We start from the raw sequence: 22,237 nt of genomic DNA, 5'->3' as shown, positions 1-22,237 counted from the left end.
GTCTCTTTCTACCCATGTATACCGACATTCTTCTATTGGTCAACCGGATCAGCATGTAGAGACGTAGCATGCTACGTCTCTACACTATCTCCCCCATCATCCTCACGCTTCCCCCTGCGGTGGTTCTTCTGATACAGTGAACTGCTGTTCGAGTTGGCGATAGTGCGGTACGTCAATAAGCTGCTCAAATTCTGGGAAGGAGACGAGATTGGAAAAGCCTGCGGTAGTCCCTTGTTGGCGCAAATGAGTCAAACAGTCCATCATGGCTTTAGTCGCTGCAAATAAGCCAGAGAGGGGATAGACGACGATTTTGAAGCCTAACGCTTGCAATTGTTGACCCGACAGCACCGGAGTTTTGCCCCCTTCTATCATATTGGCAAACAGAGGCACATTAGGAAGTGCTGATGCGATCGCCTGTAAATCTTCAATAGATTGGGGGGCTTCTATAAAGATAATATCCGCTCCAGCTTCATAATAGGCACGTCCGCGATTAATCGCTTCGTCGAGTCCCAAGGGCGCACGGGCATCAGTACGGGCAATGATCACTAATTCACTTTTACCACGAGCGTGAACGGCGGCGCGGATTTTCTGAATATGATCTGCGGCGGGGATCACCCGTTTTCCGGCAAAATGACCACATTTCTTAGGCAACTCTTGGTCTTCGAGGATAATTCCGGCTATACCAAGTCTAACGATATCGGTTACGGTACGGATGACATTGAGGGGGTTTCCGTACCCGGTATCAATATCGGCGATAAGGGGAATGGTGACGGATTCAGCAATTCGTCCAACACTATTCAGCATTTCGGTAGCGGTGAGAAAACCGTAATCGGGTTTACCGAGGGTGGAACCGGAAATGCCAAACCCACTGGTAAAGATAGCTTCAAAGCCGATTTTTTCGGCGAGTTTGGCGCTGATGCAATCGTATACGCCCGGAAGGATGAGGGTTTCGGGTTGTTGGAGGAGTTGGCGAAATGTTTTGGTCATTTGTCATTCGTCATTTGTCATTCGTCATTTGGTCGGGGCGGGTTTTGCAGCTAAGCTAGGGATAGCCATCAATATTATTCCCTAAACCCGCCCCTACACACAGACGTGCCATAGCATATCTCCCTCATCTCCCTCAATCCGACTGTTTAACCACTTGCTTTAATCCTTTCTTCCAATCGGCGGCTCTCTGGGCGTTGGGATAGGTGCCAATTAGCTCTCTTAATTCGGTTTGGTGTTTCTGTTTCAGTTCGGATTTAGTGCGATTTCCCAAAAGGCAGATGGCACGTTGTAGACTGTCTTTATCGCCGGGAACTTTTGGCGGTAAGTCTACCGAAAAAGTGGGATGGGGTTTTTGGGACGATGATTTAATGCTGGTTATGGCGGGAAGATTGGCGGGGAGAGGGGAGAGATCAACGGGATTGATGTAACCATAACCCCCTTTTTTGTCGGTGAAACAAAGTCGGGGAATTCCTTTTCGTTGAGTGCCATCCAGTCTGCCAATTCTACCTCTGTATTTGTGTTTTTTGGAATTGGCGGGATCAACAATACACATATCACCGGGATACAAGATATGGTTCTCGATGGTGGTTCTGCCGTTATCGGAGCTTCCGGTACAGTGTTTTCCATGGTTGAGATAAACTGTAACTTGCTTCATGTCACTGATGACAGACGTAGCATGGCACGTCTCTTAATCTACGACGTATGAATCAGGGTGGGTTTGGTGGTTTAAACAGCCCTCACCCCCAGCCCCTCTCCCAAGCTTGGGAGAGGGGAGCAAGAGGGATTATTGTTATGCTTCTCCAGCTTCCAGACGCGCCATGGCACGTCTCTACATGGCTCCCCCAGCTCCCTCTGCTCCCCTGCTCTCTAATACCAAATCCGGGGAACGCTACCCCCGTTATAACCTAGTCCGCGCAGGCGGACTTTGTTTGTGTAGCAGCGATTTCAATCGCCGTGGAAAAAGGGGGTGATAAAGGCGGATTTGGTATAACCCCACCCCAATACCTATTCAGCACCCTCTATTTTATCCGATCGCATAGCTCGAATAATCGTCACCGGATTCAGGGGGGTAAAACGGGTGAGTTGGGCGACGGGAATGGAACGGGAAAGCTGAACTTGTAACAATCGATACGTCCAACCGTGATCGCTAAACCAGTTGACTGCCTGATTCAGGTGTTCTAAGGTGGCTAAGGCTAACACGATTATGCCATTATCTCCTAATTGTGCCTGGGTTCGTTCTAAAATCGCTAACAAATTCCCGCCACTTCCGCCAATAAACACCCGCTGGGGGGTGGGCAGTTGAGATAATATATCCGGTGCTGTACCATAGATAGAGGTAACATTCGTAACCTGTAAACGGCGGCAATTTTGTTCAATTAAAGCCGTTCCCATCGCCGTTTTTTCGATCGCATAGACGTGAGACGTCGGCGATAATCGGGCAATTTCAACCGAGACGGAACCTGTTCCTGCACCAATATCCCAGATAATTTGTTCCGGTTGTAGGGATAGTTCCGCTAAAATCAGAGTACGGATTTCTCGCTTAGTCATTAAACCCGGGCGATCGCGAAAACTGGCAAAACTTTGATCGGATAGCCCTAATATAGGTAAAGTGGCGACATCTATAGGTGTATCACTAGATTCAGACTGACGCAGGAGAATCACCACATTCAGCGGCGCGATCGCTTCTAAGTGTACCGCATCCACAGGCAAACACCGCACCCGTTCATCGGTTCCACCAAGATTTTCACACAGCCAAAACTGGTACTCACACGGTAAATCCAGATCAAGTAATAGATTTGCGATCGCACTCGGCGTATTTATTTTATCCGTCAGTACGGCAATTTTATCGGTTCCCTGTTGTAGCGCTTGGGTTAACCGTTCTAAAGAACGCCCGTGACTACTAATTGTCACCGCATCTTGCCAAGGGACTTTCACCCGACTAAATGCTAATTGTACCGCACTGACATGGGGATGAAACGTGAGATGTTCAGGTGGCAATTCAGCTAATAATAAACGTCCCAAGCCAAAAAACAAGGGATCGCCACTGGTTAACACAATGATACAGCAATTTGGCTCATTCTTAGCCAACTGGCGACGAATCTCGCGGATCACCTGCGTCAAATCGCCCAAAACCAGGCGGCGTGAGGGATGATCAGGGAAGTAACTCAGGACGCGATCGCTCCCCACTAACAGCGTCGCCCGTTCTACTAATTGTCTCACGGATTCTGTGAGTCCCGCCACGCCATCTAAACCGATTCCGACTACATGAATATCATTTGTCATTTGTTATTCGTTATTTGTTATTAATATTTCATGTAGGGTGGGCAAGAGTTAGAATCCTTAAATTTTTTATCATATCGTTTATTGCTCTTGCCCACCACAAGGTAACTGGGTTCGTAGTAGGCACTTCAGTGCCAGAAGCGCTAAAGCACTTACTACAAGCGCTTACTACAAACGCTTATAAGTTAAGTTCACGAATTTTCCCACGCTAAGACAATTAAAGCATTAAGAATCGCCGCCGCAACAGGGGAACCCCCTTTGCGCCCATTAATCCGAATTTGCGGAACTGGGGTTTTTACTAAAGTCTCTTTTGCTTCCACAACCGAAATAAATCCTACAGGTGCGCCAATAACCAAAGCTGGTTTTACTGAAGCTTGTTGTAACTCAGCACATAATGCTAAGAGTGCAGTCGGTGCATTACCAAACACATAAATGGCTTCAGGAAACTGACAATAACAACTTAATAAACCCGTTTCCGTGCGAGTTTTCCCAGGAAGCGCCACCGATGCTTGTTCAACCGCCGCCATTACCGGATTTTCAAACGTCTTACTTACCATTCCCATAATTCCCTGTTTAACCATACCCACATCAGTAATAATCGGGACTTTATTCTGGATGGCGGTAATTCCTAATGTAATTGCCTCTGGACTAAAATAAATCAGTTTAGCCAATTCAAAATCAGCGGTACTGTGAATCACCCGCCGAACAATTGCATATTCATCAGGTGTGAATTTATGTTCGCCAATTTCTTGGTCAATGATAGCAAAACTTTGCTCTAGAATTGGATGATTTAGCGGGTTCATAGAAATTATCTATCGTTATTTTCCCTAAATGAGTCGCGAACTAAATATTCTAATTAAAAGCCTTAATCTGTAGGGTGTGTTAGCGTAGCGTAACGCACCATTACATTGATCTACAAACTCAACCGAAATTTAATCTTGAACACTATTCCCTTCAATTACCCCCTGTAAAAACTCAGCAAGTTCAGTCATTTTTTCAGGTTCATGTTCTAGTAACCACTCAGTAAGCTTGAAAGAATGCCAAGTTTTCCGAAATTCTATTCGTTTTTCAGATAACTCCGAAAACAAATCCTTGAGCAGCTTTGCTGCATGAATATTCTGGTTAACCCAGTCTAAATCCTTTAGCTTGTCTTCCTGAAACTCTTTCGAGTCAAAGTAACGCTTCTGACGTTTCTTATCAGCAATTTTTTGCTCAACATCCGCCTCAGAGACTTTGACTGTATCAACTTCTTCCGGTGGAAGATATTCTTTATACTCATCATTGATAATAGTAGTGATTGCTTGTGGATGCAGCAGATAATTTTCATACATACAGCGAGGGAGAAAGAACAAATTAGGACGTTCCCTTTCTAGCTTGTCAATTTCCGCATTTGACTTATTCTCTCGATCAAATACAAACCGCATCTGATCCGGAAATAAACTGATCCGACTACTCAGGCGATCATAGATGTAAAATATATTTTCAGCCGCTTTAGTGGATTTCTGCTGAAAATCTCCAACTTTTCTAACTCTGAGAATTTGCAGTCCTCTTACAGAAGATGTTTTCGCTAATTTCTCTAGAATCAGAGGAAAACAGTCTTCCTCCGTTTCTCCTTCCACCCAGAGAATATTATCCATCCCGAAAATATCGGATAATCTAACGCCTAAGTCAGTTAATAGAGAACGCTGTTCCTTAATATCGTTCAGATTCATCACCTCGGCTTTGCTTTCCCCATCCTCATATCGCAGCTTCACAATAGCAGAAGGATTCGCCGCCGCTATAATCCTGGGTGAGTGAGTGGCGATAAAATATTGATGCTGCGGAAACTCTTTGAGAATTTCGATTAGTTTCTTTGCTGCACCCGGATGTAGGAAGGATTGGGGTTCATCAATAATAATAGTTCGCGGTTCTTGGGAAGTAAGAACAACGTAGAGAATTGCCAATACCTGACCAATTCCAGTACCACAAGCTGAAAGTGGAATCGCTAAATCCTCTCTATCATTTTCAGCAGCATCTTTCGACCACACTAAAATCTCTATTGAAGAAGAGAACAGCGAGGGTTTTGCTTTGGACTTTATATTACGAACAGAAAATTCTTGTATTTCTGGAAAAATCCTTGATGCATACTCATTAAACTTATCAAATATTTTTCGATTTCCTCGCTCCTCTAGTTTATTGATAACTTCAGGAAGATTAGATGCATCAGATTTTAGATGACGGCTACTTCCAGAAGCACATATTGACCGAGCGGTACGTTCAGCCTGAAAACGATATATACGGTATTTAAATTTATTAAATATCGTAATCCAAATATATTTTCTATCTCCCTCAACAGTTATTTCATTGCCAACCTTTAATTTATTATCCCCTAGCACCTCAAAATAAATTATTCTTGTTTGATGATTTGTTATCAATAGGCTCTTCCGATTGTTCTTTGTGACATGGTAAAGCTTCATAGTAGTCTTGAGATCATTGACTTGTATCTCATTATCTTCAATATATGAATTTCCGGCTTGAGAAGCTTGAATGTTAATGTCCTTAGGACTGTATAACCATTCTTGTAAAAGGTCAACAAATTCTTTTAATTTTTGATGATTGTGCGGCAATATCCCAAAGGAATGCTCAGGTAATTTGTTTATGAAATCAATAAATTCTGCCTTGGATAAACTTACTATAATTGCCGCCCTCGATTCATCATCTAATCGTGAATCTGAATTGGGTAAGGTTCTCAAACTCCGATGCGGCACATTCTCAAAATTCAGCGTCAGCGCCTCCAACAGCGCCGTCTTACCTGAATTATTCTGTCCCACAATAATATTGATACCGGGCGAAAACTCCAACCAACCCGAATCCCGAAACGATTTATAGTTATACAATCGAAACTTAGCCAAATACATCCTACCATCTCCTACTCACAACTAACGCCAAACCCTCTGCGTCCCTCTGCGCTTACCTCTGCGAACCTCTGCGTTAAAAACGATTCAATCTTGAGACAAAACCATTCACACCGCAAATACACAAATCCCATCTTTAACAACCTAAAAGAGGGCGGGTTTTAAACTTATCAACGTAAACATTGCCCCCACCCCACACTAACTCAGATCAAAACTCAACAACCGGAAAATCCGATTTGCGATAGAAATGAGTCATATTATCAAACTTCCGCAACTCAGCCCGCTTCACCCAGAATAAATTATCCTCCTTCGCTAACCATTGCTGATTCAAATCCGATAACATACTACTAATGCGATCGCGCTCAAGCTGTGCTGGAATTTTTCCAAAGTATCCTAACGTAATATGCGCCGTAAAATGGTACTGCTGCTCAACCCCCAAACCAATTAATCCCGGATTTTGATAAAGACAACGCCGGAACTCAACCACTCGTTGATAAGACTCCTCATCTTTTGGCACCAAACAAACCCCAATCGCACGGGGCATAACAATCACGCCAAAAAACTGCCAATATATAGGATAAGAACTCCTATACAACTCCTGATATTGCCCAAAACTCTCTCGAATGCGTCCCTGAAGTTGTGGATCAAACTCTGGATTATTCTGCACCGCATCCCGATAATTATTTTCCCAAATTAAATCCGCCAGCGTGAAATGAAAACTCTCAGGCGGAAGCGATATCATGAAACTGGGCAATTCCTGCTCTAATATCCCTTGTAACTCCTGTAAACTCCCATAAAACGCCCCATTCTCCGACTCATCCTCCCAGGGTGGAGTCATCACCGTGTATCCTGGAAAATTAACCGCCTTAGTTGTGCCATCAGCCAGATGCTCAAACTTCGGTGACTCCTGGATATTGGGTAACTGGGAGTGATAACTATCGGGTACAGTCATCCTCGCCACCCGATTGACATAGGTTGGATAAGTATCATCCACGTTGAATTTCCTCCGAATACGCTAAACGTCCTTATGCCAATTTATCTTTATTGGGGAGACAATGACTTCGCCCTTACCCAAGCCGTCAAAGAATTGCGCCAGTCCGTCCTCGACCCCAACTGGCTGAGTTTTAACTATGATAGAATTCCCCCAGACCAACCCGATGCCGTAATTCAGGGACTCAATCAAGCGATGACTCCCCCATTTGGGATGGGAGGACGATTAGTCTGGCTAGTCGATACCACCGTTTGCCAAAACTGTTCCGAAAATGTTCTCGCTGAACTTGGACGCACTCTCCCCGCCATTCCACCAGAATCTATATTACTGCTCACCAGTCATAATCGCCCCGATGGACGGCTCAAATCCACCAAACTGCTGCAAAAACACGCCAAAATCCGAGAATTTCCGCTAATTCCCCCCTGGAAAACCGAGGAATTAGTCCAACAGGTTAAATCCTACGCCCAAACCACTGGTGTTAAACTCACTCCCCTAGCGGCTGAACTCCTGGCTGATACAGTGGGTAACAATACCCGTCAACTTACCAACGAACTCGACAAATTACGCCTTTACGCTGGCGATGAGACGACTAGCTTAGATGAACGCGCTGTTTCTACGTTAGTCACCACCACAACTCACAATAGCCTACAATTAGCCGGGAGTATCCTCAAAGGCGATACAACTAAAGCATTAGGATTGATTGCTGACTTAATCAACAACAACGAACACCCATTACGAATTATCGCCACCCTTGTGGGACAATTTCGCACATGGTTATGGGTGAAGCTAATGATGAGTGAGGGAGAAAAGGATATAAAAGTTATTGCTAACGCCGCCGAAGTTGGTAACCCTAAGCGTATTTACTTTCTGAAGAAAGATGTGCAACACCTCAGCCTGGATCAATTAATGGCAACGCTACGAGTTTTATTAGAGTTAGAGGTTAGCCTAAAACGAGGTGCTGAGGGACTCTCCACTCTGCAAACTCAAGTGATAAAATTGTGTCAAATTTGTCATTAATTCGTCATTTGTCATTTGTCATTTGTCATTTGTCATTTGTCATTTGTCATTGGTCATTGGTCATTGGTCATTTGTCATTGGTCATTTGTCAGGGAATAGGGAATAGTTAAGGTAGAGTTTTAAGTTAACTTCCCCAGCTTCCCCAGCTTCCCCAACTTCCCCACACCCGACACCCCATACCCCACACCCTCACACCCTCACACCCGACACCACACCCAACACCCAACACCCGACACCCGACAGCGGAACTTCTATCCCCTAAAATAGTTCAGGAAAAACAAGCCCACTCTGGGTTTTGTTGTGTACTGTTTAATTATTTGCGATCGTCATGATCACGTCCTACTGTAATCACCCTCATGTGCCTCGTTTCTCTCGTCCACTTATTGTAGCTGCACTAACCAGCTTAGGTTTACTGTCTGGGTTCATTCCCGAACTTTCGCGACAGTCTCTAAGTTTGGACTTCAGCCGTGCTGTCTATGCTCAACAAGCGGTTACCGAGGCGGAAGTTACCAACTATGCTAGAGCAGTTTTAGCCATGGAACCCTTGCGCCAAGTTGCCTATAACGAAATTAAAAAAATCGTAAATGGCAACATTCCTGATATCCAGTGTCATCGCTCAGAAACCATCAATCAACTGCCGTCTCAGGAGGCGCGAAAAATTGCCAATACTTATTGTAACCAAGCTTTAGCGCTGGTGAATAATTATTTAACCCCCTCCCGATTCAATCAAATTACACGTCTGGCGGAAAAAGATGGTAATTTACGACAGCGGATTCAAGATGCATTACAAAGACAGCAAGAATCCAGCCAACGATAAGCCCCTATTGTGGTATCATAACGCTCGGTAAGGAACTCTAGATATAAGCAAGAACCCTGAGTTTTACTAAGTTCCTGAGATCCAAACGGTCAAAACCTGTCAAAATAGAGCTACACTTTGCCGTTGCTACTTGAATCGGATTCCATGCCCATACAGGCGCGATCGCGAACCTATAGGATTTCCTGGACGAGTTGTGTAACCGCACTCGCCCTCATTCTCTCTGGATGTTCCTCTAACTCCACTCCAGAGGCAAGTCCGTCTATCTCCCCATTATCAGCCGAAACTATCACCGAAGAGGAAATCAGGAATTACGCCAAGGCACTTCTGGCGATCGAAAATAGCCGTCAAACTGCCTTCAGCGAAATTCAGCAACAGATAAACCAAGATCAGATTCCTAATATTACCTGTACCCAACCCGATTCTCTCAAAGAACTCCCCTCTGATGTCCAAGGAATTGCCGTCAACTACTGCAATAAAGCCAAAGAAATTGGCGAAAGCCAGGGGTTCAACATGGCTCAATTTAACGCTATTACGAATACAGCTCAATTCGACCCCGATTTACAACGGCAAATTCAGAATCAACTGATTCGCCTGAAACGGTCACTTTAGCTTGCACTTTAGCTTGACAGATTGGGCAATTTATGCTGACGTTGACGCAACGCTTGAACTCAGCGACAAAACTCTCCGCTAATTTTACACTTTCCCTCACCGCCGAGGAACGCACCCGGACACGCTACCGCTTTGAAACCCCAGAGGGTCAGGGTTTGTATCTGCGTTTACCGAGAGGGACGATTCTCAATGATGGGGATTTACTCCAATCTGAGACAGGTGAGATAGTGGTGCAGATTGCGGCGAAACCCGAACCTGTTTTAACCGTTACGTCTCCCCATCCCCTGAGTTTACTGCGAGCCGCCTATCACCTTGGTAATCGCCACGTCCCCTTGGAAGTCACTCCCCACTATTTACGCTTGTCACCTGACTCCGTTTTACAGGCGATGTTGAATCAGTTAGGCGTGGATGTGAAGCCAGAAATCGCTCCCTTTCAACCCGAAATTGGGGCGTATCACCATCACAGTTAGTTTCTCTAATATTTTCCCCACACCCCATACCCCACACCCCATACCCTACCTACCTTTTACGCGAGTTTGTCACCCCTTCAGGGGATTGACCCTTCGACTTCGCTCAGGGTCAAGCGATTTAAAGATGGTTTCTGAGCAGAGAGTACACCAAACCGAATCAAACCCCGCCGATACCCCCGACTCATTAATCCCAACGATAGCGCCGCTTGCACTGTACCCCAACCACTTTTGAGTAAACCGATTAATGCTTGGGGTTCAAAGGCTGAATCAATGACAATATCCCAAAACGGTGCGACTGCATCTGACCAATCATCAGTGCGAATATCCGCAAAAGATAACTCACGGGCAATTGCGGCGTACTCTGGCAATGAAATCACATAAGGTAAACAGTAAACCTGGTAAATTTGCTCTAAATGCTGCTTTTCATCTGCCGTTAACTCTCCCGTGGCTGGCGTAATCGGACGATGACACCACGTCGCCATCAGAAATGTCCCACCTGGTTTCAGAACCCGGTAGCATTCTGCCAGAAATTTATGCTTATCGGGTAAATGTTCCCCACTTTCTAACGACCAGATAAAATCAAAACAGTTATCCGCAAACGACATATCCAAGGCATCAGCCACCTGAAACTCCACCTCAGCCTCTAACCCCGCCTCTTTTGCCCGTTCGGTTGCTCTGGCGGCTTGGACGGGACTCAGCGTAATCCCTTGTACCTTTGCCCCAAACCGTTGGGCTAAGTCCAGAGAACTTCCGCCAATCCCACACCCTACATCTAAGATGTTCTCGGCGTGCTGCACATCACCCCAATTCAGCAGTTCCTCAATTAAATCAATCTGCGCCTGACGCCGACCTTTTTTCTCACGACCCAGCGGACCATAATAACCATGGTGCATGTGTTCGCCCCAAACCTGTTCCCACAGTCCGGAGGAGGCGTCGTAAAACTGCTGAATTTGACGCTGAAGTGTTGAACTCATTAATTATCCTTGGTCATTGCGTTTTCCCTGTAAAGAGTGTAAATCAAGATATGAAGCTGATGATCGGCGCACCGACCAACATTGACAAAAAAAAATAGACAAAAAAAGACCCCCGCCATTTTAGCAGGGGGTGGGTAATCACTTCCACATCAGGGTAACAACTATGATTAAACCTATCGAACAATTGTGAAAAAAAGGTGAAAAGTCAAAAAAAACCCTCAGATATTGCCTGAGGGGGTTATGTAGGAAGGAGCATAACCCTTTATATCTCTGACGTTTTGGAACCTATGCAGTTATAGCGCTACGCGAAGCGGGAATAGGCAATAGGCAACACCTCGACTTCGCTCGGTGTGTCATAGGCAATAGTGAAGACAAAAGCTTAGCTGACAAGGGATTGACCCTTCGACCCTTCGGCACACTCAGGGCGTCGCTTCGCGGCAATTGAGCGTTCGACTGAGACGTTCGGCGAGCGCTCAGTCGAGTCGCGCTCACGCCGAAGTCCTGTCGAAATTCAGGGTCAAGCGATTTAAATTTTTCTTTTTTTGTCCTAACCTTAGAGCGTAGTGCTATATTAGCAGCGAGCAAGATGCTCGCACTACAAGGATTTTGCCATTCTTGACATTAAGGTTTAAATGCCGAACAGCTTATGACGAATGACGAATGACGAATGACAAATGACGATCTCCACCGTTAGCTTTGATTGTGTCCACCTACTTAGGGTTTGCGGCGCAAGTCCAAAACCCTTAGCTATCAAGGCTTTGAGTAGCATGGACATTAGCTTATCTTCAAGGACATAAGGTAAAACCCCTTTCATACCCTTGCACCGCTATCAGGGAAAATGTATCACTGCTTCCCTTGCTCCCCCAGCTTCCCCAGCTTCCCCAGCTCCCCATCTCCCCAATACTTATTCAGCAGCCCCTACTTACACCCAACGACCCATTGGTACACACATTGGCGTCCCCGCTACCGGGTCAGGCACAATCCGACACTCCAAACCAAACACTTCACGCACCATCGCCTCCGTCACAACTTGCATTGGCTCTCCTTTTGTATAAACTTGACCCTGGCGCACGGCAACCAGATGATTGGCGTAGCGACACGCCTGATTCAGGTCGTGCAGTACCATAACAATCGTCCGCCCTTCGCTCTGGTTCAACTCATACAACAAATCCAATACCTCGACTTGATGCGCCAAGTCTAAAAACGTTGTCGGTTCATCCAATAGCAGAATCTCTGTATCCTGAGCTAGTGCCATAGCAATCCAAGCTCGTTGTCGTTGTCCACCCGAAAGCGTGTCCAATACTCGGTCTGCCAGTTGGGTTATCCCTGTAATGAAAAGCGCCTTCTCCACCAGGATTTCATCATCTTTTGACCATTGCTGCAACCAGTTATGGTAAGGGTAACGACCCTGAGCGACCAAATCTCGAACCGTCAACCCCTCCGGAGCTACTGGACTTTGGGGGAGAATTCCCAATCGCTTCGCCACAGCTTTGGTTGAGCGCTTGAAAATATCAGTCCCGTCTAAGTAAACTGTACCTGCACAAGGCTTGAGCAACCTCGCCAGTCCCCGCAACAGGGTTGATTTGCCACAGCCGTTGGGTCCAACCAAAGCCGTAATCTTCCCGACAGGAATTGCCAGGTCGAGGTTCGTGATCACAGGTGTTCCATCATACGCCAGAGAAAGTCGGCGAGTTGACAATAAGCTCATTTGGTTATCCGTCTAAAGCAGGACATTTTGGTTAGGAAAGGGAACAGGGAATAGGCAATAGGCAATAGGCAATGGGCAATAGGCAATGGGCAATGGGTAATGGGTAATGGGCAATAGGCAATGGGCAACACCTCGGCTTCGCTCGGTGTTTCATGGGCAATAGGTAAGGTAGAGTTTTGAGTTCACCTCCCCCAGCTTCCCCAGCTTCCCCAGCTTCCCCAGCTTCCCCAGCTTCCCCAGCTTCCCCAGCTCCCCCAGCTCCCCCAGCTTCCCCAGCTTCCCCCGCTCCCCCTCACCACAACACTTATTCAGCAACCCCTAAATTAGATAGGGTCATCGCTTGCGGTTGCGAACCAGCAGATAGAGAAAATAAGGGGCACCGACAGCGGCGGTAATCGCACCACAGGGCAACTCGATGGGTGCAAAGAGTACCCGTGCCAACCAATCAGCCAGCACAATAATTAGTCCACCCATCAGCGCTGCTGTTGGCATTAACCCTTCGTGATTGGGTCCAACCAACTGACGCCCCAAGTGCGGTGCCATCAATCCCACAAAGCCAACCGTACCCGCCACAGCCACAGCCGCACCCGCCATTGCCGCACTCATGAGCAATAACAAACCCCGCTGCCACTCCACTCTCGCCCCCAGTCCTCTGGCAAGGTCATCTCCCAGTGAGAGGGCATTCAGTGGCATCGAAAGCGCCAACGACAGGGGTACAAACACCGCCAGCCAAGGGAATAATGCCCCGACATGCTGCCAACCCCGTCCGTAGACACTTCCCGCCAGCCAAACCAATGCCTGACTGACACTATTAATTTCCCCCAATGTGACCATTAAATTCGTCAAAGCCCCTAGGATAGCGGCTATCCCGACACCGACGAGAATTAACCGGATGGGAGAACTGCCCTGATCCCAAGCCAGAAGGTAGATAAAGATGGCAACAACCAACGCTCCAGCAAAGGCAGACAAAGGTAGGGCAAACAGCGGCACATCTGGAAATAAAATGATTAAACTGACAGCCGCTAAACTCGCACCCGCATTCACGCCAATGATGCCGGGATCGGCTAAGGGATTGCGTGTCAGTCCTTGCAGAATCGTCCCAGAGATGGCTAATCCTACTCCTACCCCAAAGGCGACTAACGTTCTGGGCAACCGCAGCACATTCACAATAAAGGCATAGTCGGGGTTAGCCGTCGGCAACCCCACAATCGTTTTTAAAACAGCCAATGGTGGAATGGGATATTCCCCTTGCCCCACATTGATCACGATCGCCGCGAGAGTCACCAAAACCAATACGAGTAGTACGGTTGGTACGCGCCGTTCTATACGGAACGATATAGGCAACAGTCGAGGACGAATAACTAGCCAGTTTTTTCTCACCGTTTCACCTTGAACCGCGCCAGATAAATGAAGAACGGAGCGCCCACTAGAGCAGTCATGACTCCCACGGGCAGTTCTTGAGGACTAATCAACACCCTGGCAGTGATATCAGCGACCAGGAGTAGGATGGCACCAAAAATGGCAGAATAAGGCAGAATCCAGCGATAATCAACGCCCACTAAAAAGCGGACAATGTGGGGAACAACCAGACCAATAAATCCAATCGGACCAGCTGCCGCGACAGCGCTCCCTGCCAGCAAAACCACACTCACGGCGGCGGTTAGTTTCACCCATAGGGTTTGTTGACCCAAGCTTTTAGCCACATCGTCACCAAGAGTTAGGGTGGTCATTTGTTTCCCTAAGGCAAACGCGATCGCTAATCCAATGCCGATGTAAGGCAGCACTTGTAAGAACAACGTGAAATCCCGACCCGCCACCGATCCAGCTAACCAGAAGCGGATTTCATCCAGGGTTTGTTGGCTAAGGATGAGGATGGCAGTGGTGAGTGAGGACAGTAAGGCAGTCAATGCCGCACCCGCAATCGTCAGGTTGAGTGGAGTCAGTCCCCCTCGACCCAGAGATCCGAGCAAATAGACGGTGATTGCCGTAACACCTGCCCCCCCAAAGGCACACCAAGCATAGACACTCAGGGAAGATGAGCCGAAGAGGAAAACAGCGATGACGACTGCCATTGCCGCACCCGCATTAACTCCCAGGATTCCCGGCGAAGCTAAAGGGTTGCGAGTTAATCCCTGCATCAGGGCACCTGCCACCCCAAGGGCAGCACCCACTAGCATGGCAATCAGCGATCGCGGCAATCTGACTGTGCGGATAATCAGGTGATCGGTAGAGCCATCAAAGTTGGTTAAAGCGGCATAGACAGTATCGAAGGAAATATCGGCGGCACCATAGGTAATGCTTGCCACCAAGCTGACGAGCAGAATCAACAGACTCAGAGACAAACCCACGGGGAGTAAAAGGCGCGATCGCCCCCTACTCGTTTCTCTTGCCGTAGCACTCTTGCTTACCAATCGCTTCTGCCCTCAATCAACTATTCCAATCGCCACTAGAAAGGTTGTAGCACTGCCAATGTCCAAAGCCCCATTCCCCAACTAATTTTGAATCTCCCCATTTTCCCAATTTCCCTCCACACGGGTTCCGTCAGCGAAAATATAGACACCTTCTCCCTGCCTTTGTCCATTGAGGAATTCTCCTTCAAAGCTATCCCCACTGGCATAGTTACAGACAGCTTTGCCGTTTAACTGACCCTCACTGAACTGTCCTTCGCAGCGATCGCCATTAGCAAACGTATAAATTCCAGTGCCGTTGAACTTACCGTTACTAAACTGTCCTTCGTAACGATTACCATTGGCGTCGGTGAAAACACCTTCGCCGTTAAATTTACCGTTACTGAATTGACCTTCGTAGCGGTTTCCATTAGCGAAGACGTACACGCCTTGACCCTCGGGTTTGCCATTACTAAATTCCCCTTCGTAGCGATTGCCATTGGGATAGTCCCGAACCCCTTTGCCACTGAACTGACCATTGCTAAACGTTCCTTCGTAGCGCCCCCCCTCAGAGAAGGTGTAGACTCCTTGACCGTTCGCCTTACCATCACTCAGTTCACCTTCATAGCGATCGCCATTAGCATAGTCGCACACCCCCATACCATTGAGGTTAGCGTCTTGAATTTCGCCTTCACAGCGATCGCCATTGGCTAAAATAAAGGCTCCTGTACCGCTGGGATTGCCATCCGTAAACTGTCCCTCATAGCGACCGCCATCGGCGCTAATGTAGGTTCCCGTACCGTTAGGCTGACCGTCCTTAAACTCCCCTTCGTAGCGATCGCCATTTTCGTACACCCGAACACCTTTGCCATTGGGTTGGTCGTTGCTAAACTCACCTTCATAACGACCGCCATCAGCAAAGGTGTAGGTGCCTTGACCTTTCTTGTTACCATCGACAAAGTTTCCTTCATAGCGATCGCCATTCGCGTATTCACAGACGACTTCACCGTTGAGGTTACCGTTGCTCATTGCCCCTTCACAGCGACCCCCATCGGGTAAGGTTACAACACCTGCTACTGCGATCGAGGGATTGATAACATGGCTGGCAATATCTACGCTTGAGGCAATAAGTAACGTTATTCCGAATCGTCCGATTGTACGAAGCATTAGACAAATACCTCCTTTATTGAAATTGAAATAGATGGGGCTAATTGTTGAGTTATTTTTAGAGATTGCATCTGGCATTGGGTTACAGTCTTACTCTGTAGGTTCGGGAGGGGGTACTTCTTCCACCTGTTCTTGGCGTTCGCGTTCGAGTTGTTCTTGACGTTCTTGTTCTTGGCGTTCGCGTTCAAGTTGTTCTTGACGTTCTTGTTCTTGGCGTTCGCGTTCAAGTTGTTCTTGACGTTCTTGTTCTTGGCGTTCGCGTTCAAGTTGTTCTTGACGTTCTTGTTCTTGACGTTCGCGTTCGAGCTGTTCTTGACGTTCGCGTTCGAGTTGCTCTTGGCGTTCTTGTTCTTTGCGTTCCTGTTCAAGCTGCGCCTGACGTTCCCGTTCTTGGCGTTCCTGTTCGAGCTGCGCCTGACGCTCCTGTTCTCTCTGCTGGCGTTCGCGCTCATTCTGTTCTCGACGTTCGCGAGCTTGGCGATCAAACTCAGAGCCTGGTTGTGTAAAGTTAATATTTACTGTGACGGTAACACGGTCTCTACCTTCAGGTTTTGTAAACTTCATCCTCCTGGTGGCTGCCTCCGCTTCTTGCACAAATTGTCTACTGCGAGTACCTCCACTCGCTCGCGCATTCACTACATTACCGTTTCTATCCAGCTCAACATTGACAGGGACTCTCCCTTCCTCACCTTCCAAAGAGGATGGATAATCGGGATTGCACCCCCTAATACAACGCAATCCCCCGCCTCCATCTTCAGTTCGATCCCCCCCTGCGTTACCCCCTGGTTTTGGTCGCGTAGGAGCTGAGGTATTGGTCGCCACTGCTCCTGGCAAGCCAGGATTAGCTATTGAGTCGCCCTCACTTGATGAAGCTCGTTCGCCAGAACTGCCACCGCCCAAGCTTTCTCTGAATGGTTGGGAACCCGAAGAAGAACCTGAAAGCGGTTGGGAAGTACCGCTGGGTCGTGTAGGGGCTGAGGGATTGGTCGCCACTGCTCCTGGCAAGCCAGGGTCAGCCATTGAGTCTTCGGCACTTGGAGAACCTGTCGATTCTGAAAAGCTACCGCCTAAGCGATCTCTGATGTTTTCGGTAATCTTTGACGCATCAGAAAGTATTCCAGAAACTCCTCTGGGTCGTGGGGGTGCAGAGGGATTGGTTGCCACTGCACCTGGGGATGTGGGGTTGGCTTCAGAGGCGTCATCATTGGGTGGTGCTGTTGATTGTGTCGTCGTTGGTTCGCTTAAGCGTTCTCTAAGTTTTCCTACGTCTGAGTCAGTCTGAAGTGGTTGGGAATTGTTTTCTGGGCGTGGCGGTGCTGAATTATTAATGGCTACGGGTTCAGGTGGTGATAGAGCAGGTTCTGAGGGTTCACGAACGGGTTCTGAGGGAGGTGTAACAACGGGGCTGCGTTCCCTTGTCGGTTCAGTGGGTGGCTCTACTGAGGTGGGTGCAGGTGGCGTTACGGGTTTTTGAGGTGTTGCTGGTAGAGCAGGTACGGGTTGCTGGACGGGTTTTTGAGGTAAAGCGTCAGCCCGTTGCTGCGGTTTAATTGGCTCTGGTATCTGCGTTTTGGTCGGTTGCGGTGGAGTTAGGGTTTCAACTGTCTTTGCTTTTGGCTTTGGAGTCTCTTTTAGAGGTTGTTCTTCTGGTTTAGGTACTTCAGGTTCCTCCACAAGTATGATTTCAATGGGGTCTTCGGCAAGTTCTGGTCTTGTTTCCCAAGCCCAGCTTATGCCAAGGGCTAGCACTATATGCAGCACCGCACTCCCAGCAAAGCTGTAGATGAGAAACTTTTTGAGAGCCTCTTGTTCTTTTTTGTGCTGCTCTATACAGAAGCTCGATATGCTCATACGCTACGCACCTTTCCTGATTACTCAAGCGCCTATCGTCTCAACCACTCCAGATTATTGCATATAAGTTGCATTAACGGTGAAACAATAAATGAACTTGGCAAGTATAACATGACAAACCTAGTCACGAATATCCACAAAATTGTTTTGATAGTTATTTTCAACAAATTGGCTTAACTACACCAATTCACTATTCCTGTCAAGTAGGAAGAGTTCCGAACTTAGTCCCCCCAAGAGTCGCTAAACGCCCGATTATCCGTGGTTTTGGCTGGATAAGCGATCGCTAAACGTCCTAGCAGACTCTTGAGTAACGAAAAATATTTCGCTCAACACCTTGACAAGGAAACCGATTTAGGAATACATCTATTGAAAATAATTATCAGCTTGTACTCTCACGGTACGCCGGAAAGCTGGCTGAGCTTGTTGAATCACAATTGCAAGAGAGGCTATGCCCATTATTCCATTTTTCCAGTCAGGCGGAATCGTCGCTTGGCCCCTACTCCTATTTTCCCTGGCGGCAGTCACCCTGATTGTAGAGCGATTGTTTTTTTGGTTTCGGGTCACTCGTCGGCAACGCCGAGTTGTGAGAGACGTTCTGAAGCTTTACCGAGAAAAGCCAGACGTGGCGATCAACTATCTACAGCAGAATGCTGATTTGCCGATTGCCAAGATTTTTCTCGAAGCGTTAGAGCTTGACAACCCCAACCCGGAGGAATTCCGTCTGGCTTTAGAGAGTGCAGCTCAGGCAGAATTGCCAACGTTGAAGCGATTTAATACCGTGTTTGATACGATTGTTGGTATTTCTCCTCTCCTCGGTCTTTTGGGAACGATTTTGGGCTTGATAACAGCGTTTTCTTCCCTGAATATTGGTGATGTTGGCGGAACCCGCACGACGGGAGTCACGGGGGGAATTTCCGAAGCTTTGGTTTCAACCGTCATGGGGTTGGTTGTGGCAATTTTCACCCTCTTTTTCTCCAATATTTTCCGGAGCTTTTATCAGCGACAACTGGCGTTGATTCAGGAATATGGCGGTCAGTTAGAACTGCTTTATCGTCGTCAATATGAGCAAAGGAGAGAGGTTTATGCGGCTTCCCGATGAGTCAGAGAAGCCAGGAGAAATTAACATCGTGCCGATGATCGATGTGATTTTCTCGATTTTGGCATTTTTCATTATTTCGACGCTATACTTGACCCGTTCAGAAGGGTTGTCGGTGAATTTACCGAATGCTACAACTGCCCAAAATCAGCCGAGTACTGAAATTACGGTTACGATTCAGCCCGATGGAAAAATTGCCCTGAATCGCCAGCCGATTGAATTAGAGGCGCTTGAAGAAGCCGTTCGCGCTTTAGTTGTGCCGAATAGTGAATCCCTTGTCATTGTCAATGCTGATGAAAAAGTTGATCATGGTCGGGTGGTGAGTGTGATGGATCGGTTGCGTCAAATTGAGGGAACCAAATTAGCGATCGCTGCTCAGAGACAGTAAAGGCGATCGCACGCTTTGTCAATGACAATTCTCGGCAAGAATTGGCAACAGCAACCTCTCGGCTGAATGCAAAAAGAAGTGATCTCCAGGCAACATACGCAATGAGAATGCAGCCCTAGCCTGAATCCGCCATCCTTCCAAATCATCCCAAGTCGCTTCTGGATCATCCGAACCCCCAAACGCGGAAATCGGACAATTCAGGGGTGACTTAGGGGTGTAAACATAGGTTTCAAGTACCGCAAAATCCGATCGCAGGATAGGCAGAATAAACTGCATCAGTTCGGCATTCTCTAGCACAGCTATCACTCCACGTCCGAAATATCCGAGCAGCACCTCCGGCGTAGGGAAAACAAAACAAACGTAAGTTTGCCTGGGGATTAAGTTTAGGATAGGTAACCCCAGGGTCAACGAGGTAATCCATCTTCTAGAAAATATCTATTTAATTTTGCAACAAACATTGAACTTCAGATGTAGTTTTATTCCACATCAGTCAAGACCTCGCGAGTAGCCAAGTGAGCTTCTATTTCCTGGCGCGATCGCCAAATCGGTCGCAACTGTTTCTTGGCAAACAGCTCTAGCTGATCGCCAACATGGGGTGAGTTGGGTTGAGTGGCATTCCCATAACTGGTAAGTGCCATCGCCCGGACTGGATTAGAAAACTCGATCGCGGCAACATAGGAATCCCCACCAATGGCTTCAAAACGCCCGTCTTCTAAAGGACTAAACCAGAGGTTGCGGAAAATGCCAACCTCACCTCCATTGGCTGGTAAGTCTAAATTACCAGAGCATAGCCGAAAAACGTCTCCCCAAGGTACGTCCAGTGTTCTATAGGTTGCCATAACCCTTTGAGCAGCGGCTTCCAAGGCTGTCACGGCATTAACCGGATCGGCAAGACCATTGGGTGTAGTTAATGGCTCTTGCTCATTCCAGGGACTAGCAAACAAGTTAGAGAAATCGACTTCTTCACTCCAGAATGCAAACAGCACGGCGCCACGACTATCGGATTCTGTTTTACGATCCCAGTTTTCCAATACATCCGCCGCGTTTTTTGCTACCTCTCCACTTTGCTGCCGTGCCGCCGTAATTAGATCGTCTAACAGACGTTCCGCTAGTTCTACGTGGGTCGAGTGTTTGTACTCAACCATTTTCTCAAAGGAAATCCATTCATCTGACTTGAGCATTTTCGCCGAGTGTTGCGCCCGAAACTCCACCGGACCTCGCGGCGCTATATAGGAGGGATAATCATCGGGTTTAAGGGGTGCTGGAAACGTTGTTGTCCAAGGGGGGTCATTTGCATTCTGTAACCAACCACTTTGGGGATCGAGAACGCGAGGCAGATCACCGTAGGGGTGAAATTGAGTCCACAAGGTAGTCGAGGTGTCACCAGGAATAATGCCTGACCAGTAGGCATAATCGCCCTGTGAACGCACTGGCACTTGACCGTTAAATAGGTGCATGATATGCCCCTCTCGATCCGCATAGATCACCGTGAACATGGGAATCTGCAAGGGCTTGATTGCCGCTTCAAATTCAGTTAGGTTTTTGGCAAGCCCCATCCTCCACCATTGCTCCAATGCCCCTGGCTGGTCAAGACCAACCACCCGTAAGGCAAGGGCTTTACCCTCCTTCTGGGCGATAACTGGACCATGGACGCAACATTGTACAGTCAAGGGTTTTTGCTGTAGAGTCCCATCAGGCTGCCTAACGTTTAGCGTTTGTGTTTCGGTTTGAAAGGCGTGAATTTTACCGTCAAAGCGGTAGCCCCCGTCAGCTAAGGTTAGCTCGTAGGCATCCCACCCATTATATTTGTTGACCGTGTGAGTCCAGCCCAAATTATCATTGAAACCAATCGTTAAGACTGGGATACCAACCAAAGTTGCGCCGTAGGTATCGATACCTGGGGCATTGAACTGAGCTTCATACCAGAGAAATAAATTTGACCAAGGGAGGTGGGGATTGGCTAGCAGCATAGCATTGCCACTGGCAGAACGAGAAGGTGCGATCGCCCAACCGTTAGATCCTAAGGGTTTCTGGGGTGTGATGTTTTGCGTGTTGAATTCTTTTGAAGTATCCTGAGGACTTTCCCACTCTTCCCTTAAACTGGCAACAGTCTGGGGTTCAACAATAAAGGTGAAATTAAGCAAGCGATGGAGATGAGCTAGCACATCTACGCCTGTGACAGGCAGCACCCCCTTAACCTCATTGTCAATTAACTCAGCATGGTTTTGAGTATAGGTGTTAATCCCAGCAGCAAAGGCATCAATGTAGTTGCGAAACGTCGGATTTTGTGCATCGTACCATTGCTGGGCGCGACTAGGAACACCCATTGTTCGCACCCACTGGTCAGATTCTACATAGTTTTCTCCCCAGTATTCAGCTGCTCGTCCACGGGCTTGACCGTAGAAGCGCAAGAGCAAGTTACCATGGCTGTGCATTTGCGCCCAACCAAAAGCGTGGAAAAGACTCTGGACATCTTTACCATAAATATGGGGAACACCATAGGTATCCCAAAGGATTTCGGTCTTTTGTTGCCCAGCCACAGGTCGAAATGTTCCCCTATCTGATCGTGATTGTACAGACATAATTTCCTATTGCTTATTC

The 22,237-nt window shown here is 47.5% G+C and carries 21 protein-coding genes; 6 read left to right on the top strand and 15 right to left on the bottom strand.

Annotated features, from left to right (window positions below; translation table 11 throughout):
* Window positions 1–102 precede the first annotated feature (102 nt).
* The 6 genes from RIG66_RS23870 to RIG66_RS23845 form a co-directional block, all read right to left on the bottom strand.
* Window positions 103–987: an isocitrate lyase/PEP mutase family protein gene (locus RIG66_RS23870; protein WP_446381191.1), complete on the bottom strand. Its 885-nt coding sequence runs from the start codon at window positions 985–987 to the stop codon at window positions 103–105.
* Window positions 988–1,120: 133 nt separating this feature from the next.
* Complete coding sequence (locus tag RIG66_RS23865) at window positions 1,121–1,642, bottom strand: hypothetical protein (RefSeq protein WP_446381190.1); 522 nt, start codon at window positions 1,640–1,642, stop codon at window positions 1,121–1,123.
* Between the two features lie 350 nt (window positions 1,643–1,992).
* Window positions 1,993–3,270, bottom strand: coding sequence for a precorrin-6y C5,15-methyltransferase (decarboxylating) subunit CbiE (gene cbiE, locus RIG66_RS23860; RefSeq protein WP_446381189.1), 1,278 nt, complete (start codon window positions 3,268–3,270; stop codon window positions 1,993–1,995).
* 188 nt (window positions 3,271–3,458) lie between these two features.
* The gene (locus tag RIG66_RS23855) at window positions 3,459–4,070 is read right to left on the bottom strand and encodes a cobalt-precorrin-8X methylmutase (protein ID WP_446381188.1); all 612 of its coding nucleotides are present in this window, start codon (window positions 4,068–4,070) and stop codon (window positions 3,459–3,461) included.
* Window positions 4,071–4,199: 129 nt separating this feature from the next.
* Window positions 4,200–6,164, bottom strand: coding sequence for an AAA family ATPase (locus RIG66_RS23850; RefSeq protein WP_446381187.1), 1,965 nt, complete (start codon window positions 6,162–6,164; stop codon window positions 4,200–4,202).
* 205 nt (window positions 6,165–6,369) lie between these two features.
* The gene (locus RIG66_RS23845; RefSeq protein ID WP_446381186.1) at window positions 6,370–7,155 is read right to left on the bottom strand and encodes a DUF1868 domain-containing protein; all 786 of its coding nucleotides are present in this window, start codon (window positions 7,153–7,155) and stop codon (window positions 6,370–6,372) included.
* A gap of 33 nt (window positions 7,156–7,188) precedes the next feature.
* On the opposite strand from RIG66_RS23845, the gene holA reads away from it, so the two are divergent.
* The 4 genes from holA (at window position 7,189) to ureE (ending at window position 10,065) form a co-directional block, all read left to right on the top strand.
* Window positions 7,189–8,169, top strand: coding sequence for a DNA polymerase III subunit delta (gene holA / locus RIG66_RS23840; RefSeq protein WP_446381185.1), 981 nt, complete (start codon window positions 7,189–7,191; stop codon window positions 8,167–8,169).
* Between the two features lie 358 nt (window positions 8,170–8,527).
* Window positions 8,528–8,986 carry a DUF4168 domain-containing protein gene (locus RIG66_RS23835; protein WP_446381184.1) on the top strand — a complete coding sequence of 153 codons (459 nt, stop codon included), beginning with the start codon at window positions 8,528–8,530 and terminating at the stop codon, window positions 8,984–8,986.
* Window positions 8,987–9,103: 117 nt separating this feature from the next.
* Window positions 9,104–9,595, top strand: coding sequence for a DUF4168 domain-containing protein (locus tag RIG66_RS23830; protein ID WP_446381183.1), 492 nt, complete (start codon window positions 9,104–9,106; stop codon window positions 9,593–9,595).
* Between the two features lie 32 nt (window positions 9,596–9,627).
* Complete coding sequence (gene ureE, locus RIG66_RS23825) at window positions 9,628–10,065, top strand: urease accessory protein UreE (protein ID WP_446381182.1); 438 nt, start codon at window positions 9,628–9,630, stop codon at window positions 10,063–10,065.
* 77 nt (window positions 10,066–10,142) lie between these two features.
* Here ureE and RIG66_RS23820 read toward each other — a convergent pair whose 3' ends face one another.
* From RIG66_RS23820 to RIG66_RS23795, 6 genes are all read right to left on the bottom strand, one after another.
* Window positions 10,143–11,039 (bottom strand): methyltransferase domain-containing protein, encoded by an 897-nt coding sequence (locus tag RIG66_RS23820; RefSeq protein WP_446381181.1) that lies wholly within the window; start codon window positions 11,037–11,039, stop codon window positions 10,143–10,145.
* A 922-nt stretch (window positions 11,040–11,961) separates the two neighbouring features.
* Window positions 11,962–12,747 (bottom strand): ABC transporter ATP-binding protein, encoded by a 786-nt coding sequence (locus tag RIG66_RS23815; protein WP_446381180.1) that lies wholly within the window; start codon window positions 12,745–12,747, stop codon window positions 11,962–11,964.
* A 333-nt stretch (window positions 12,748–13,080) separates the two neighbouring features.
* A complete protein-coding gene (locus tag RIG66_RS23810; protein WP_446381179.1) occupies window positions 13,081–14,127 on the bottom strand; it encodes a FecCD family ABC transporter permease in 1,047 nt (348 codons plus the stop codon).
* Window positions 14,124–15,158: a FecCD family ABC transporter permease gene (locus RIG66_RS23805; RefSeq protein WP_446381178.1), complete on the bottom strand. Its 1,035-nt coding sequence runs from the start codon at window positions 15,156–15,158 to the stop codon at window positions 14,124–14,126. The genes RIG66_RS23810 and RIG66_RS23805 overlap by 4 nt, the downstream gene beginning before the upstream one ends.
* Before the next feature lie 81 nt (window positions 15,159–15,239).
* Window positions 15,240–16,301 carry an MORN repeat-containing protein gene (locus RIG66_RS23800; protein WP_446381177.1) on the bottom strand — a complete coding sequence of 354 codons (1,062 nt, stop codon included), beginning with the start codon at window positions 16,299–16,301 and terminating at the stop codon, window positions 15,240–15,242.
* 90 nt (window positions 16,302–16,391) lie between these two features.
* The gene (locus RIG66_RS23795) at window positions 16,392–18,152 is read right to left on the bottom strand and encodes a TonB family protein (protein ID WP_446381176.1); all 1,761 of its coding nucleotides are present in this window, start codon (window positions 18,150–18,152) and stop codon (window positions 16,392–16,394) included.
* A 448-nt stretch (window positions 18,153–18,600) separates the two neighbouring features.
* On the opposite strand from RIG66_RS23795, the gene RIG66_RS23790 reads away from it, so the two are divergent.
* A complete protein-coding gene (locus RIG66_RS23790) occupies window positions 18,601–19,251 on the top strand; it encodes a MotA/TolQ/ExbB proton channel family protein (RefSeq protein ID WP_446381175.1) in 651 nt (216 codons plus the stop codon).
* Complete coding sequence (locus RIG66_RS23785; protein WP_446381174.1) at window positions 19,235–19,636, top strand: ExbD/TolR family protein; 402 nt, start codon at window positions 19,235–19,237, stop codon at window positions 19,634–19,636. The genes RIG66_RS23790 and RIG66_RS23785 overlap by 17 nt, the downstream gene beginning before the upstream one ends.
* A gap of 18 nt (window positions 19,637–19,654) precedes the next feature.
* On the opposite strand, the gene RIG66_RS23780 is transcribed toward RIG66_RS23785, so the two are convergent.
* From RIG66_RS23780 to RIG66_RS23770, 3 genes are read right to left on the bottom strand one after another with little or no spacing between them, the layout of a single operon-like run.
* Window positions 19,655–19,933, bottom strand: coding sequence for a thioesterase II family protein (locus RIG66_RS23780; RefSeq protein WP_446381173.1), 279 nt, complete (start codon window positions 19,931–19,933; stop codon window positions 19,655–19,657).
* Window positions 19,866–20,057 (bottom strand): thioesterase domain-containing protein, encoded by a 192-nt coding sequence (locus RIG66_RS23775; RefSeq protein WP_446381172.1) that lies wholly within the window; start codon window positions 20,055–20,057, stop codon window positions 19,866–19,868. The genes RIG66_RS23780 and RIG66_RS23775 overlap by 68 nt, the downstream gene beginning before the upstream one ends.
* A gap of 55 nt (window positions 20,058–20,112) precedes the next feature.
* Window positions 20,113–22,218, bottom strand: coding sequence for an acylase (locus tag RIG66_RS23770; protein WP_446381171.1), 2,106 nt, complete (start codon window positions 22,216–22,218; stop codon window positions 20,113–20,115).
* Window positions 22,219–22,237: the final 19 nt, after the last annotated feature.

It is taken from the genome of Coleofasciculus sp. E2-BRE-01 (genome assembly GCF_040221695.1).
Lineage (GTDB): Bacteria > Cyanobacteriota > Cyanobacteriia > Cyanobacteriales > Coleofasciculaceae > Coleofasciculus.
Note: the sequence above shows the minus strand (reverse complement) of the source record. Positions and strands in the feature narration are given on the sequence as shown.

Coding starts and splice junctions, on each gene's coding strand:
- RIG66_RS23815 (WP_446381180.1), bottom strand. CDS start 12,747: ATGAGCTTATTGTCAACTCGCCGACTTTCTCTGGCGTATGATGGAACA.
- RIG66_RS23850 (WP_446381187.1), bottom strand. CDS start 6,164: ATGTATTTGGCTAAGTTTCGATTGTATAACTATAAATCGTTTCGGGAT.
- RIG66_RS23855 (WP_446381188.1), bottom strand. CDS start 4,070: ATGAACCCGCTAAATCATCCAATTCTAGAGCAAAGTTTTGCTATCATT.
- RIG66_RS23795 (WP_446381176.1), bottom strand. CDS start 18,152: ATGAGCATATCGAGCTTCTGTATAGAGCAGCACAAAAAAGAACAAGAG.
- RIG66_RS23790 (WP_446381175.1), top strand. CDS start 18,601: ATGCCCATTATTCCATTTTTCCAGTCAGGCGGAATCGTCGCTTGGCCC.
- holA (WP_446381185.1), top strand. CDS start 7,189: ATGCCAATTTATCTTTATTGGGGAGACAATGACTTCGCCCTTACCCAA.
- RIG66_RS23870 (WP_446381191.1), bottom strand. CDS start 987: ATGACCAAAACATTTCGCCAACTCCTCCAACAACCCGAAACCCTCATC.
- RIG66_RS23775 (WP_446381172.1), bottom strand. CDS start 20,057: ATGGATTACCTCGTTGACCCTGGGGTTACCTATCCTAAACTTAATCCC.
- ureE (WP_446381182.1), top strand. CDS start 9,628: ATGCTGACGTTGACGCAACGCTTGAACTCAGCGACAAAACTCTCCGCT.
- RIG66_RS23800 (WP_446381177.1), bottom strand. CDS start 16,301: ATGCTTCGTACAATCGGACGATTCGGAATAACGTTACTTATTGCCTCA.
- cbiE (WP_446381189.1), bottom strand. CDS start 3,270: ATGACAAATGATATTCATGTAGTCGGAATCGGTTTAGATGGCGTGGCG.
- RIG66_RS23865 (WP_446381190.1), bottom strand. CDS start 1,642: ATGAAGCAAGTTACAGTTTATCTCAACCATGGAAAACACTGTACCGGA.
- RIG66_RS23785 (WP_446381174.1), top strand. CDS start 19,235: ATGCGGCTTCCCGATGAGTCAGAGAAGCCAGGAGAAATTAACATCGTG.
- RIG66_RS23820 (WP_446381181.1), bottom strand. CDS start 11,039: ATGAGTTCAACACTTCAGCGTCAAATTCAGCAGTTTTACGACGCCTCC.
- RIG66_RS23770 (WP_446381171.1), bottom strand. CDS start 22,218: ATGTCTGTACAATCACGATCAGATAGGGGAACATTTCGACCTGTGGCT.